11 protein-coding genes are annotated in these 13,432 nt (G+C 32.0%); 2 read left to right on the top strand and 9 right to left on the bottom strand.

Annotated features, from left to right (window positions below; translation table 11 throughout):
- From ABWO41_RS08695 to ABWO41_RS08675, 5 genes are all read right to left on the bottom strand, one after another.
- On the bottom strand, window positions 1-2,224 hold a 2,224-nt coding region (locus tag ABWO41_RS08695), incomplete at its 3' end, for a GumC family protein (protein ID WP_353136531.1).
- A gap of 11 nt (window positions 2,225-2,235) precedes the next feature.
- Window positions 2,236-3,024, bottom strand: a complete 789-nt coding sequence (locus ABWO41_RS08690; protein WP_353136528.1) for a polysaccharide biosynthesis/export family protein — start codon at window positions 3,022-3,024, stop codon at window positions 2,236-2,238.
- Window positions 3,025-3,174: 150 nt separating this feature from the next.
- Window positions 3,175-5,007, bottom strand: a complete 1,833-nt coding sequence (locus ABWO41_RS08685; RefSeq protein WP_353136525.1) for an acyltransferase family protein — start codon at window positions 5,005-5,007, stop codon at window positions 3,175-3,177.
- 81 nt (window positions 5,008-5,088) lie between these two features.
- On the bottom strand, window positions 5,089-6,219 hold the full coding sequence (locus tag ABWO41_RS08680) for an aminotransferase class I/II-fold pyridoxal phosphate-dependent enzyme (RefSeq protein ID WP_353136522.1): 1,131 nt from the start codon (window positions 6,217-6,219) through the stop codon (window positions 5,089-5,091).
- 95 nt (window positions 6,220-6,314) lie between these two features.
- Window positions 6,315-6,806, bottom strand: a complete 492-nt coding sequence (locus ABWO41_RS08675) for a hypothetical protein (RefSeq protein WP_353136519.1) — start codon at window positions 6,804-6,806, stop codon at window positions 6,315-6,317.
- Window positions 6,807-6,875: 69 nt separating this feature from the next.
- Here ABWO41_RS08675 and ABWO41_RS08670 point away from each other — a divergent pair, with 69 nt between their 5' ends.
- Together ABWO41_RS08670 and ABWO41_RS08665 are read left to right on the top strand one after the other, a co-directional pair.
- Window positions 6,876-8,450, top strand: coding sequence for a hypothetical protein (locus tag ABWO41_RS08670; RefSeq protein ID WP_353136516.1), 1,575 nt, complete (start codon window positions 6,876-6,878; stop codon window positions 8,448-8,450).
- A 67-nt stretch (window positions 8,451-8,517) separates the two neighbouring features.
- Complete coding sequence (locus tag ABWO41_RS08665; RefSeq protein ID WP_353136513.1) at window positions 8,518-9,648, top strand: acyltransferase family protein; 1,131 nt, start codon at window positions 8,518-8,520, stop codon at window positions 9,646-9,648.
- 72 nt (window positions 9,649-9,720) lie between these two features.
- Here the strand turns inward: ABWO41_RS08665 and ABWO41_RS08660 are convergent, their stop codons facing one another.
- From ABWO41_RS08660 to ABWO41_RS08645, 4 genes are all read right to left on the bottom strand, one after another.
- A complete protein-coding gene (locus ABWO41_RS08660) occupies window positions 9,721-10,323 on the bottom strand; it encodes an acetyltransferase (protein ID WP_353136511.1) in 603 nt (200 codons plus the stop codon).
- Window positions 10,316-10,927: a sugar transferase gene (locus ABWO41_RS08655; protein ID WP_353136508.1), complete on the bottom strand. Its 612-nt coding sequence runs from the start codon at window positions 10,925-10,927 to the stop codon at window positions 10,316-10,318. The genes ABWO41_RS08660 and ABWO41_RS08655 overlap by 8 nt, the downstream gene beginning before the upstream one ends.
- A 23-nt stretch (window positions 10,928-10,950) precedes the next feature.
- Window positions 10,951-12,177: a glycosyltransferase family 4 protein gene (locus ABWO41_RS08650; protein ID WP_353136505.1), complete on the bottom strand. Its 1,227-nt coding sequence runs from the start codon at window positions 12,175-12,177 to the stop codon at window positions 10,951-10,953.
- Between the two features lie 8 nt (window positions 12,178-12,185).
- A partial coding sequence (locus ABWO41_RS08645) for a hypothetical protein (protein WP_353136502.1) occupies window positions 12,186-13,432 on the bottom strand: 1,247 nt, incomplete at its 5' end.

The raw sequence follows: 13,432 nt of genomic DNA, 5'->3' as shown, positions 1-13,432 counted from the left end.
CCTCATAAAGTTCTTTAGGAACATTTAATAAACGTCTATCTAAATAATTTGCACGTGTAACATACACAGTTAAATCAGCAAATTCGGAAATTAATAGAGTATCTGTCACTAAGGAAACAGGAGCTGTATCGACAAGAACATAATCATAATTTTCACGACCATATTCAATCACCTCTTTAAAGTGTCCATTCATTAATAACTCGGCCGGATTAGGTGCAATATACCCAGAGTAGATAATATCGAAATCATAAGGAGCCGGTTTATGAATAATTATATTATCAACAGGCATATCCGGATTGATTAGGTACTGCGTAATACCAATATTGGTATGTTGTAAGTGTGATAATCCTAAATAATCCAATACTTTTGGAGAACGAATATCTGCTCCAATTAATAATACCCGTTTCCCTGACATCGCTAGAATTCTTGAAAGATTTGTTGTAACAAAAGATTTCCCTTCTCCTGAAGTTGTGGAAGTAACAAAAATCACAGCAGAATCTTTTTTGGCACCCAACATAAAAGCAATATTTGTACGCAAAATACGAAATGCCTCGGCTAAAGAAGATCGATCATTATCTTTTACAACAGGATCCTCCGCTGTAGGTATTTCTCCTAAAATTGGCGCATTAAATCTTTCTTCTATATCTTTTCTAGAATGAACTTTATTATCCATTAAAAACTTTAAATACAAACACCCAAAGGGTATCATACACCCAGCAAGAAATGCACCAAATAACACCATTGGTTTTCTGGGTGATACGGGCATATCAGAACCATAAGCAGCATCTATTACTTTCAAATTAGCTGGGGTGGCAGAAGCTTGAATCTCTGTTTCTTCTCTTTTTTGCAAAAGAAATAGATAAAGTGATTCAACAATTTGTTGTTGCCTTGAAATGTCTTTAAATCCACGCTCTTGAGTAGGAAGTTGACTTAATTTACCTTCAAATTTATTTTGTTGTCCTTTCAAAGTACTAACATTGGCAATTAATACATCTCGATAGTTGTTAAGAGCTACCTTAATATTTTGACTAATATCGTTTATATTCTTATCAATACTTTTAACGATGGGATTCTCCGTTGTTGCAGATTTCAACAATTCTTGTCTCTCTAAAACTAGATCATTATATGATTTTACCGAGGATTGTATAGATGGATCTTCTAGTCCAATATTGGACGGCAACAAGGAATATGGAGTATTAGCAACACCAATAATCATATCAGCCAGTCTCAATTGAGTTTCATATTCAATTAATTTCTGCTCATTTTCAGTTGCATTCCTCATATAAAGTTGAGCTTCTGAAGACATATCTACTAAATTATTTTTATCTTTAAAATCTGCCACTTTCTCATCAGCAGCCTCCAAATCCTTAGTTATCAACTCTAATCTGGAATTAATAAAATTCGAAGTTGCTGTGGTTACTTTCGCCTTATCTTCCGTTACGTCATCATTATATTGTTCAATAATTGAATTCAGAATAATTCTGGCTTTAGCTCTATTAGGATGTTTTATTGAAAAATTAACAATAAACGATTGCTTATCTTTATTAGGAGATATTTCTAAATCATTTATTAATTTATCAATTGCTTTTTCTAATGGTCTAACAGTAATCATTACCTCTCCCTGAAAATTCCTTTTCTCTTGTGGAACAATTGTTATTAACCCGAGAGGAGTCCTGATTTTCTGTCCTAAGCTGTATTCTTTGGTGTCATTATTATCTTTTATCTTAAATTTCCCTTCATCAGTTTGACTTAAACTAAAAGTGTATATAACCGTATCTAAGCGAGGATTATTTGGTTCCAATAAAATTATTCTAACAGGTGAATTATCTTCAAGCAGTTCATTAGATTTCAAATTCCCTTTACTAAAATATTCAATGTTTAATTTATTTAATTCAACTACTTTACGTAAAATCCGACGAGATTTAATGACCTCCATCTGATCTGATACAAATGCAGAATAGCCAGTCCCTCCTCCTGTTAAGGCAGATAACTCAGATAACCCAGCTAATTCCCCAGACGCTTGCTTATCATCTTGTAGTAATATTTTAGCGGAAACACTATAAATACTTTCTGCATATCTTAAATAAAAAAAGGCAGCAATTAAACACACTATTATTGACAGGACAAACCATCTCCAATAATAAGCGTATTGTTCAAAAATTTGTTTAAGATTTATCTCTGAATCCTGTATTTGAGCTTTAGACTCAGCATTATATTTATTCATAAAAAGAACTATTAACGTGTGATGACAGAAATCATAGTTATTATGATACTGGCGATTGAGATAAATAAAGAATTGTTTTGAGTATATTTTGACGATTGCACTTTAGCTCCATTTGGTTCTACATATATTACATCGTTTTGTGCTAAATAATACACTGGAGAATTTAATGCTTCTCTCTTTGTTAGATCGATACGATATTCTGTCTTTTCACCGTTTTGTTCACGTACTACCATTACGTTTGTTCTAATTCCATTTATCGTTAAGTCTCCTGCCATTCCCAATGCTTCCAAAATGGTAATACGATCATTACTCACATTAAAAGATCCCGGAGATCTAACCTCACCTAGAACTGTAACCCTAAAATTTCTAATATCCATACTTATTCCTGGATCAACAATAAACTTACCAACTTCGTTTCTTAAGAATTGCATTGCTTGAGTTCTTGTCATACCAGCCAGTTTAATCCGACCCAATTTAGGGAAATCTATTTCTCCATTTATATCAATAGAATACGTTGGCATAAACGGGTTGGACGATTGCATACCACCAGAGGTGCCTTGATAAGGGGAGGTCTGATTAAATGGAATTGTAGCTCTCACATCATCAGCTGTAACCGCAATTGCTAAAATATCTCCAGGTTGTAATTTAGGCGCATTTAATTCATACGAAGAATTTAAATGTACAGAATCTGGCTGAAAATAAACTAAATCTCTACGATTAGCACAAGAACTAAAAAAAATTGCCCCTATAATTATCAGGAGTACAGATAATTTTATACTGCGATTTGACATATATTTCATTCTAAGAATAATGGTTTTGCAAAAACCTTTCCAACATTTATTAAATTCCACAAAAATAGTTCTTTAAAACAAAAGAATAGAACAAAACATAAAAATAATAACAAAACAAGTATTCCCATTAAAAATAGAACAAAAAAATGTTAGAATCTATTATTCCTTTTGATTTAAAGCCCAATTCAAATTCTCTATAAAAAACTTGCCTGTATAGTCTGCATATTTTTTTGCTCCATAATAATTTAAATGACTGGCATCGTAATACATTAATGTATCTTGATAAAATGGAGCATCTTCAAAGAAGTCATCATATTCTGAAAAATTCACAAAACGAATATTACTATTGTTCTCTATTAATTTTAAAATATCAGAGTTAGTTATATTTTTTGTCATTTTGTAATTGTTATTTTTATCTCCATTTTTCAAAAAGCTTTTGTTAACTCTAACAGGATTTTTATCTAAAACTGGGTAATCAGATAATACTAAAACCTTTTGATTATTCCTTAACGAAGAAAACATTTTGGATAAAGGAACAATCCATTTATTACCACTCCTAGCAAAATGAATAATTATAACGTCAGATAGTTCTACCTCGGCTCGAATGTGTGGCAAAAGTTGTTCATAGATCAACAACTTATATTTTTCCGTAATGTATTCTGATCCTAAATGAGGAATAGCAGGATAACCATCATTTGTAATAGTTCTAAAAGCTAAAGAATATTCCTTTCCTAATTTATCTAAATATGGTTTAAAAGTTAAGGCATGGCTATCACCCAAGAATAAAATTCTTTTCTTTTTATAAGTAGAATCTCCTAACATTCCAACTTGCTTAAAGTCCTTCCCATGTGAATCAATACCATAAATGGGGTAAATATATTCCTTAGGAATATTGGTAAATTTCCTTTTTATTGGAACTGTAAAATAAATCATTAAAAAATTTATTGACATCAATGCTCCAATGGGTAAAAATAGTTTTCTATTAGGGATTTTCCTAAACGGTTTCTCTATAAGATAATAGGAAAAAAGTGACCCGAAAATAGTGAAAGCAGTCAGCAACAGAGTCTCAGTTAAAGTGAATTCATATCTTTCTGTGGAATATCTATAAAATGCCATCAACGGCCAATGCCATAAATAAATGGAGTATGATATTTCACCAATAAAAAATAAAATGCGATTAGATAAGAATTTGTTTACTTTACTTGTCGGTGATATCAAGATCAGTAATGTAGAAACACATGGTAAAAGAGACCAAATGCCTGGAAAGTTAGAACTTTCATTTAAAGCAGCTAAGGAAACAAGAAGTCCAACAAGACCTATGATGCTAAAAAGCAATGAGTTTTCCTTAAAGAAAGTCTTTTCTTCAAATTTGATCCCTGCTGCTAAAACCCCGATAAAAAATTCAGGAGATCTTGCTATTAAAGAAAAATACATTTCAGCTTTATTCCCAGAAAGTATTTCAAATGAGCTATAAATTATAAAGGTCAGTAAAAGAATCCCAATTACAACTAATAGATGCTTCAATTTTTTGAAAATTATCAATAAAATAGGTAAAATCAAATAAAATTGCATCTCTATGGATAATGTCCAGGTATGCAAAAATGGATTCTCACTACTGGAGGCTCCAAAATAATCATCTAGCGTTGCAAAATAGGTGTTAGAACTAAATAAAAATGACCAAAAATGAGCGAATTTGAATTTCCCCACATCACTTGGAGCATAAACGAACAAAAAGAGCAACCATATCACGAGCAAGAGAAAATAATATGACGGTATAATTCTCTTAACTCTAGCTAGATAAAAATCAATTATTTTAAAAGACCCTTTTTGGACTTTATTTAAAGAAATTTTTGTAATAAGATATCCAGATATAACAAAAAACATATCCACCCCTATAAATCCCCCAGGGAGAATTGAAGATGAAAGATGGAAAAAGAAGACAAACATTACGGCTAATGCCCTTAATCCTTGAATATCATTTCTGTATTGCATAAATAATTATATTGTGAGAGCGTAGATATATAATCAACATATCAAAGAATTCCAGATCTACCTGTATGGAAAGACTAAGATTTATTTAAAAAATTTAAGAATTACATTTGAAATTCTATCTCTATCATTATCACTCAAATTAGATGCAGAAGGCAAACAAAGCCCTTTATTAAATAATTCTTCTGAAACCGAACCACCGTAATAAGGACAATTCGCAAATATGGGCTGTAAATGCATAGGTTTCCATAGAGGTCTCGATTCAATATTATGTGTGAGCAGCTCTTTTCTCAAATCATCATTAGTTTTACCGCATTTTGAACTGTCAATTAACACCGCTGACAACCAATTGTTTGAGTAAAAGTCTTCGGTTGGCTCAGAAAAAACTGTAACTCCAGAGATATTTGAAAAAATATCTAAATAAAACTTGGTCATAAACCGACGAGATCTTACTCTGTCTATCAAAACTTCCATTTGACCTCTACCAATCCCAGCACAAATATTTGACATCCTATAGTTATAGCCGATGGAAGAATGTTGATAATGCGGAGCATTATCTCTAGCTTGTGTTGATAAAAAAACAGTCCTCTCTTTATCTGCAGAATTCTGACAAACCAACGCTCCTCCTCCAGAAGTAGTAATAATTTTATTTCCATTAAAGCTAAGGACTCCAAATCTTCCAAAGGTACCGCAAGCCTGACCTTTATATTTTGAGCCCAATGCTTCTGCAGCATCTTCAATAACTGGTATATCAAATTTGGAAGCAACTGCCATAACCTCATTAACCTTAAATGGCATCCCATATAAATGTACTGCAACAATAGCTTTAGGTTTTTTCCCTTTTGAAATCCTATCCTCGATAGCCTCTTCTAAAGCAATAGGACAAATGTTCCAGGTTTCTTTCTCCGAATCCACAAAGATAGGAACAGCTCCTTGATAAGCAATTGGGTTGGCAGAGGCGGAAAACGTCATAGACTGACAAATCACTTCGTCCCCATACTCTACCCCACATTCTATTAATGCCAAATGTAAAGCGGCGGTTCCTGACGATAAGGCTGCAACCTCGATACCTTTACCCAAGAACTGTTTAAGGTCATTTTCAAACCCATCAACATTCGGGCCTAAAGGAGCAACCCAATTAGAATCAAAAGCACTTTGCACGAATTTCAACTCATTCCCCCCCATGTGAGGGGATGACAACCAAATTTTATCCATTATTTAAAAACTTATATTATTTATTTAATCAACAAAAATACAATTAAAAAAAGCAATTCAGTTCTATCCCTGTTATATAGGTTTATTGAACTCTATTATTTCTTAAGGTCCAAACCATATGCCAAACCTATACCGTAGGATGTTAAACTTCCTTTATTAAAAAAGGAATTAATTCCTGCACTAAAAGAAAGATTCCTAATAGTTAATCCTAATTCCATTTGTATATTATTAACAAAACTGCTGTTTTTGAAAGAGGACAATTGAGCGTTATAACCAAAAGCAAAAAAAAGATTTTTTTTATTGGGATAATATAATATTGAGGGACCAATTCCTATTAGATTAAAACCTGGGGTTTTTAGAGATAAGAAACCATCATAACTATCTTTCCCTATCATCTGAGTAAAATTCAGATTTCCCTCCAAATAAAATTTATTACTTAAAGAATGCTGATAAGCTCCATTTACTTTCCAACCACTTTTGATATATTTTGAGTCTTTTTCACTTATTATTGGAAAATACTCTGCACCTAATTTAATCTTAGCATTTGGTTGTTGTGAAAATGCGAATCTTGTTAGAATAATTAACACAAAAAAAAAATTATCTTTGAACGAATCATTGAATTAATTGAATTAATAACCGTTGTTAACTACAATATAATGAATAATCGAAATGTCATACCAATATTAGGCATTTATTTTCTGCTTTTGATTATTGGATGCAAAAAAAACCTTCTAGACATTAGTGGCAAGGAGACTTATATTGATTTGGAAACCAGCAATATTCCTGATTTTTCTTATGCAGGATATATGATGTCTGAAAGGCCTCTTCCTGTTTTAGAAGACATCTTTACTGTAACAGTTTCTCCTGATAATTTATCCGACCATACTACTTTACTTCAGTCTAAAATAGATGAACTTTCTAAAAGACCAATTTTAGATGGATTTAGAGGGGTACTATTATTAAAGAAAGGTAAATACTTCGTAAGTCAACCTATTAATATAAACAGCTCAGGAGTTGTAATAAAAGGCGAAATTGATTCGTATGGACAAATTCCAATTATTCATTTCAACAAAGTCATGAATTGGAGAAATATTAAAGAGGCCCAAGATTGGAGTATAATTAAAATTAAAGGATTAAACATTTCTGACAATAAAATAGGCTTGCCGTTTAGTATCATACAAGATATTGACCAAGCTGGCTCAACACATATATCAATAGATAAATCCCATAGCTTTGTTAAAGGAGATTCAATAATGATAGTTAAGACACCAAATGACAATTGGATAACAACGCTAAATACTAGTCAATATGGTTGGATTTCGTCAGAATATCACGTTGAATCAAAAAGAGTAATTAAGGACCTTAAAGAGAATTTAATAACTCTGAATATTCCACTATATGATAAAATAAAAAACAATTATGGTGGCGGGTACGTAATCAAATATAATAGTTCTAATTATATTTTCAATTGCGGAGTGGAAAACATACATTTCATAAGCAGTTATTTAGAAGGTAATAATGAGGATGAAACGCACATTTGGTCCTCTATCATTTTGGAAAACGCTACAAATTGTTGGGTAAAGAAAGTAAAAACTGAAAATTTAGCTTTTTCGTTAGTATCACTAATTAATTCCTCATTTTGTACAATACAGGACTGTTCAGCGATTAATTTTAAATCTAAACCGATTGGAGACCGAAGATATCCATACTATATTGGACAATTTAGTTATGGGAATCTTATTCAAAGATGTTTCGCGAGTTCTGGCCGACATGATTTTTCAACTGGTGCAAGACTAACCGGACCAAATGTTTTTTTGGACTGCCTATCCGAAAATAGTCTTGCAGATAGTGGACCTCATCATCGCTGGGCAGTTGGAACTTTATATGACAATATTTCATCTAATAAAATATACGCTAGAAATTCGGGAGAATTCGGATCAGGTCACGGGTGGACTGGCGCCTTCAATTTATTTTGGAATAACAGGGCTTCTTTTGGCTTCTTGATTCAAAACCCTCCTGACGCCATGAATTGGTTAATTGGTTCTCAAGGGAGATTATTAGAAAATTCCATACCATATACTATTAGTCATGGCAGAAATGTTTCTCCAAGAAGTTTATTCATTTATCAACTTTCCAAGAGATTAGGAGAGAACAAAGTCAAAACCATTTTCACCGACGTACAATTATTACCTGAAAATGAAATATGGACTAGGATCAATTATTTGAGATAATAAATAGTATATGAAATCCATATCAGAACTTTTATTTTATCTTTGCAGCATTCTTTAACATACCAATATGGGAACATCAAAAAGATTTGAATACATTGACGCATTAAGAGGTATAGCAATATTAGGAGTAATTCTTACTCACTCTGCTAGTTTAGTACAATTAACAGGAATGGCAAGACAATTAACTAACATTCTTGGCATGGGTGTACAGTTATTCTTTGTTATAAGTGCATTTACCATTTTTAACTCGCTCTCCCAATCTATTGGTAAAGAACACATGTTTCGCGACTTTTTTATAAAACGTTTATTTAGAATAATCCCCGTTTATTGGTTTGGGATTTTCCTCTATACCGTTGTATATGGATTAGACAGTCGCGGATGGCGAGAAGGTCCAGAGTTATGGCACTACCCCTATCATATATTTTTAACCAATGTTCTACACCCTCTAACATCTAGTTCAGTGGTTCCTGGAGGGTGGTCAATCAGCGTTGAAGTTCTTTTTTATATGATAGCTCCATTCATTTTCTTATATATAAATAGCACAAAAAGATTGACCATATTTATGGCATTTGCATTAATAGCTCTTCCTTTAGGAAATATAATGCTTAAGAAATACGCGATCCAAACATTTTTTTCTGATTACGATAGTAGAACGGTGAATAATTTTTTCTTTAGATGGCCTGTCAGTCAATTGGCCTGCTTCGGGTTTGGTTTGGTAATGTACAGAATAATTGAAAGTAAAAAACAACTACAATATTTAAAAAGTGATGTGATTAATAAAGTTTTAATTGTTCTCACTATAAGTTTAATATTTGGTTCAATATTTCTACCTAAAATAATTCAACAACATCATGTTGTTTCATTCCTCTTCATGTGTTTAGGGATACTATTATCCGTAACCCCATGGGAGATACTAGTTAATAAAGCCACCGTGTATATGGGAAGGATTAGTTACTCAAGTTACCTAGTACATTTTTTAGTGGTAAATCAATTATATCTTGCAATAATCAAATTCACTCCTCAGTTGACAGATAATAAATACATATTTTTTATAGTGTTATCATTATTCTCGATTACCTTAACAATTCCCTTTGCTAATTTAGGGTTTAAATACATTGAGACCCCTTCAATCGAATGGGGCCGTAACCTTATTAGAAAACTTAACAAAAAGAGGGAATCATTACATATAAGAAATTAAGACTAGACATTTTTTAGAAAAACAAAATACAATTGAGGACAAAAATTAGACAAGATATAATAAACTCAATTATTATTTATCTGACTTATCCAGCACCTTAGCAGGATTACCAACCACTGTTTGAAAGTCAAACACATCCTTTATAACTACAGCCCCCGCACCAATGGTACACCATTTTCCGATTTTTACACCCTGAATTACACATGCCCCAATTCCAATATGAGTTCCTTCCCCAACCACTACATTACCAGCGAGAGCAACATTCGGAGAAATATGAACATAATCGCCAATTATACAGTCATGATCAATCGAAGAATTAGTATTTATGATGCAATGCCTTCCTATTACTACATCTGAATTAATTGACACTCCAGCCATAACCACAGTCCCATCATCAATATCCGCCGATCTCGAAATCGTACTTTTTGGATGTATCAATGGACTAACTTCCAAAATATTTTCTTGAGAAACCTTTTTCCGTAAAGAATTATCACCAATAGCAACGATAGTATTCTTTGGTATACAAAAAAAATTATGCGAAACTTTATATGATAAAATATAACTCTTTTTTATATTTTGGTCAAAAACATTTAGAATTGAATAGTCCAATTCCTCCGCCAATTCAATAATTACCTTAGCATGCCCTCCTGCACCAATAATTGAGATTTCATTCATCCTCATTTCCTGTAAAAATTTCCATAGTGGCCTGTCCTTTTTGCGAAATTCCTTCTTTTACAAACACTTTTTTAACAGTTAAAAGAAATATCTTTATATCTATTCTAAAAGACATATGATCAACGTACCATACGTCATAATTAAATTTTTGTTCCCATGAAATGGCATTTCTACCATTAACTTGTGCCCACCCAGTGATCCCAGGTCGAACTTCATGTCTTCTTTTTTGAAAAGTGTTATATAATGGTAGGTATTGAGTTAATAAGGGACGGGGACCAATCATTGCCATGTCTCCTTTCAAAACATTTATTAATTGAGGAATTTCATCCAAAGAAGTTTTTCTGATAAAAGAACCAATTGTTGTTATTCTATCTGAATCAGGTAATAAATTGCCATTCAAATCAACTCTGTCATTCATCGTCTTAAACTTAATTATTTTAAAGATCTTTCCATTTTTCCCTGGTCTTGGCTGTAAAAAGAAAGGGCTTCCGCCATTTGCAAATGCTAATAATATAATAATTAGAATAAATACAGGTAGTAAAATAACAAGACCTACAAAAGCTATTATGAAATCTATAACCCTTTTTAAAAAAAAATTATACATAATTCGATTATAAATTATTTACGTTAAGAAACACTAGATAATATTTCATTATATTTCCTTACAGCTTCGTCCAATGAATAGTTCTCTGTTGCAACTTTTCTCGAACGAATCCCAGATTCAAGTAGAAATTGCCTATTTTTAAGATATTTAATAAATTCCTCTAAATTTACTTCTTCCAAATTAGGGTTCAAAACATAACCTATCTCATTTTCTATTATTTTTTGTGCTTGCCACCCATAATGGTTTATAATAATTGGACACCCCGCTGCTAGTGTATCAAAAAATTTATTTGCCGAATTTGCCCACAATTCTTTAATAGATGCCACAAAACTACTGCCTACTGTAACTTGAGAATAAATCAATGGAAGCTCTCGCTTACTAACTGGAGCTAGAAAAAATAAATTTTTTTTATAAATACCTAATGACTTCGCTAAACCTATAAGATGATCTTTTTCGGAACCATCACCCAACAAAAGAAAAATAATTGAGGTATCTTTTTCATAGACTTTAGAGGCTAACCTAATTACATATTCAATATTATTAACTCTCCCAAACGTACCAGCATATAATACCGAAATTTTAGGCGTAAATCCTATAATTTTATCTAAGCTTTTTTCTAGTTTATAATTGTCTAACACAGGTTGCCCAAATCTATTGACTTCAGCTATGTTCTCAATTACATGTTTTATTTTTGACTCAAACTCTGGATATCTTTCTACAATGGATTTTCTCATATCAACAGATAAAGGAACAATCCAGTCGGATAACTTATAACTATAGAATTCTAGTTTGGAAAGTAATTTTAAGATTAATTTACTGTTTATTGCTCCGATTGCGGAAACTGCCTCTGGCCATATATCTCTCACTTCAAATATATAAGGAGTTCGATGAAAAATCTTTTTTATAATATCCGGTATACTTATAGTTAGAGGAGTAGAAGTAGCTAATAGCACATCCCCTTTGATCTTTAATAATTTACTAGTGGAAAAATAAATAAATTGGATAAAAACCCAAGCTCTTTTTAAAAACGAATATGAATTATCATAGGGGAGATAAAGATAATGAACTGTAATTCCATCAACACTCTCAATACTCCACTTATTTCTTTTATTCTCCGGTGATCTAGAAGTCGTTGTTACCATTTCGACTGTATGTCCTAATTTCACAAATGAGCTGGCAAGGTCATAGGATCTAGTTCCTCCATTTTCGTTAGGTTTTTTAAAGTATTGATGTAAGTATATTATTCTCATTTGAAATACTATGAACTTTTTAAAGACATTATCGCCAAAGCTCTTTTTCCTGTCTTTGCAGTGTCAAAACAAACATATTCACCATTTTCTGATACAACAGGATGCAAATCACAAGCAATATGCCTATGCGCAACTTTTGTTTGAAATTTATTAGGTGAGTAAACCGAAGCTAAGGGTTTCACCGTATCTCGCTCAGAATCTACTAAATATAATTTTGACATTCTATACTTATCCCCATAAGTATCGGTTATAAATTTATTTGAATCAATAAATGATTGATGGCCGTCTGAATTCAGAGTTGGATAAGCAACAACCTTATTATTGGCTGCATTGGTAACATCTAACAATGCATGTCCGTCTACACCTTTATAATTACAATAAGCAATAATCTGATTTTTATCATTCCAAACATAATGGGACACCATATAACCTATAGGGAGTTGAAATAAACTAGAGGTCTGCAAATCAAAAATCATCAATCTAGTATATCGTTTTAGAGTTTCTTTTCCAACCCAACGATGAAAAAACGAAATATATCTACCATCTTTTGAAAACAAAGAATGCGTTACATAATGTGAGGAAATAGTTGAATAATCATCTAATATCGACTCGTTTGCTAACGTCTTGAGATCGACTAACAATCTGTTCTTTTTAGTTTGTAAGTCTATTAAATAAAGTCCCGAATTGTCGGGTGATTGTTCATTAATAAAGGAAATATCGTCTTCATAACAATATCCATAACCTGGCATAAATTTTTCCAAACGGTGATAGCTAAATGAAGTCGCATATCGGCCATCCGAACTCACACTATCAATGGGCATTGAAATAACTTTTTCTTCTCCAGATTCAATATTTATAATTTTCGAAACCATTTCATTTTTAATCGTACAGTTAAATATCAAATGACTTTGATCAACCCATTGTAATCGACAACCTTTATGATAGTTCCACGAATTAGTTTGATCGATTTTAACATATTCTTCTAGCTTTCCCTCCTTGATTTTAAAAAAACCAACATCTAAATAATCTTCTTTTGAGGGCATCTTTAAATCAATATAAAGCTTATTTGCTAAGACTTTATCATTATTTTTCGAAAAGGGTTGAACATCATGAAAACCAAAAAAATACCCCTCTTTAATCTCTATTGGATTAATAGAAAATTCTTTCTTCTTGGGAAGTAAATCAAATAATAACTGATAAAGATCACGAATAAACAGTTTAATTTTTGGATTTTTTTTTTTGGATAAAATACTTA

This window comes from Pseudopedobacter sp. (assembly GCF_040392825.1).
Lineage (GTDB): Bacteria > Bacteroidota > Bacteroidia > Sphingobacteriales > Sphingobacteriaceae > Pseudopedobacter.
The sequence above is the reverse complement of the archived record's forward strand: the minus strand, read 5'-3'. Positions and strand labels throughout refer to the sequence as shown.

Bases quoted from the DNA above. Each gene is read 5' to 3' on its own strand.
- ABWO41_RS08690 (WP_353136528.1), bottom strand. From the start codon at position 3,024: ATGAAATATATGTCAAATCGCAGTATAAAATTATCTGTACTCCTGATA.
- ABWO41_RS08660 (WP_353136511.1), bottom strand. From the start codon at position 10,323: ATGAATGAAATCTCAATTATTGGTGCAGGAGGGCATGCTAAGGTAATT.
- ABWO41_RS08685 (WP_353136525.1), bottom strand. From the start codon at position 5,007: ATGCAATACAGAAATGATATTCAAGGATTAAGGGCATTAGCCGTAATG.
- ABWO41_RS08650 (WP_353136505.1), bottom strand. From the start codon at position 12,177: ATGAGAATAATATACTTACATCAATACTTTAAAAAACCTAACGAAAAT.
- ABWO41_RS08670 (WP_353136516.1), top strand. From the start codon at position 6,876: ATGAATAATCGAAATGTCATACCAATATTAGGCATTTATTTTCTGCTT.
- ABWO41_RS08655 (WP_353136508.1), bottom strand. From the start codon at position 10,927: ATGTATAATTTTTTTTTAAAAAGGGTTATAGATTTCATAATAGCTTTT.
- ABWO41_RS08665 (WP_353136513.1), top strand. From the start codon at position 8,518: ATGGGAACATCAAAAAGATTTGAATACATTGACGCATTAAGAGGTATA.
- ABWO41_RS08680 (WP_353136522.1), bottom strand. From the start codon at position 6,219: ATGGATAAAATTTGGTTGTCATCCCCTCACATGGGGGGGAATGAGTTG.